The following is a 1,223-nucleotide window of genomic DNA, read 5'->3' as shown; positions in this document are numbered from 1 at the left end:
CATCAAGCTGTTCCACATTTAAAGCGTTAGTTACCAAACCTCTTGCCAGCGGGGAATAAGGGATAAGTGTAATCCCAAGTTCACGCACGGTACTCAATATCTCACCTTCCACATCTCTGGTAAGCAACGAATATTCACTTTGCAACGCCGTAATTGGATGCACTGCATGAGCTCTACGGATAGAAGCAGGCGATGCCTCGCTCAATCCAAGATACCGTACTTTACCTTCTTTTACCAGCTCTGCCATAGCTCCGACTGTATCTTCAACCGGAACGTCTGGATCTATCCTGTGAGCATAATACAAATCAATTGTATCTATTTTTAAACGTTTTAAGCTATTTTCTACAGCAACCTTAATCCATTTTGGTGAACCATCAAAGTAAGTTCCAGAAGCATTACTTGATCCTGCAATGTTATCTTTAAATCTGAATCCAAATTTAGTAGCAATAAAGACCTTATCTCTATTGGGAACTAAAACTTTAGAAATTAGTTCTTCATTATTTCCATTTCCATACATATCAGCAGTATCCCAGAAATTAATTCCAAGATCAAGCGCTTTATGAAGTGTTGCAATACTTTCTGTATCGTCAACAGGGCCATAAGCAAAGCTCATTCCCATACAGCCCAAACCTATCGCCGATAGCTGTTCTTTTGTTTTACCCAAATTCCTGTATTTCATAACTTTTAGATTTTATGATCCAAAATTACCTAATTACYAAGATCGGTAGTTTAAAGGATTCAAACAGATCATTATAAAATTCAAACAGCAATATTTCTAATCTCTTTTGGTGTACGCTGGGTTTGTTTTTTAAAGAAGTTATTAAAATAAGCAGGATATTCGAAGCCAAGCCCATAAGCTACCTGAGCAACATTCCAATCTGTATGCTGCAACAAAGCGATGGCTTCTTTTACTATTCTGGATGAAATGTGTTCGGTGGTTGTTTTACCTGTAACCTCTTTAACAGCACGATTAAGGTGATTTACATGAACGGAAAGATTTTCAGCATAATGATTGGCAGTTTTTAACTGGAGTCCCATTTCAGGTGTATCTATAGGAAATTGCCTTTCAAGTAATTCCAGAAATAAACCTGCTATCCTTGAGGAAGCATTGGTATTTTTTTCAAAATTCAGAGCAGGTTGCAATTTCATGGCCTCATGAATAATGAGATGCAGGTAATTACGTAACAGATCATACTTATGAATATAATCTGAGGATACTTCAG

The 1,223-nt window shown here is 37.2% G+C and carries 2 protein-coding genes; both read right to left on the bottom strand.

Annotated features, from left to right (window positions below; translation table 11 throughout):
- Positions 1–679: aldo/keto reductase (locus tag AC1DDX_RS27555; protein ID WP_477623053.1), on the bottom strand; the 679-nt coding region annotated here is incomplete at its 3' end.
- Positions 680–759: 80 nt separating this feature from the next.
- A partial coding sequence (locus AC1DDX_RS27550) for a helix-turn-helix domain-containing protein (RefSeq protein ID WP_477623052.1) occupies positions 760–1,223 on the bottom strand: 464 nt, incomplete at its 5' end.

This window comes from Pedobacter sp. 10L46_2 (assembly GCF_056395165.1).
This window is presented reverse-complemented; position numbering and strand designations above follow the sequence as displayed.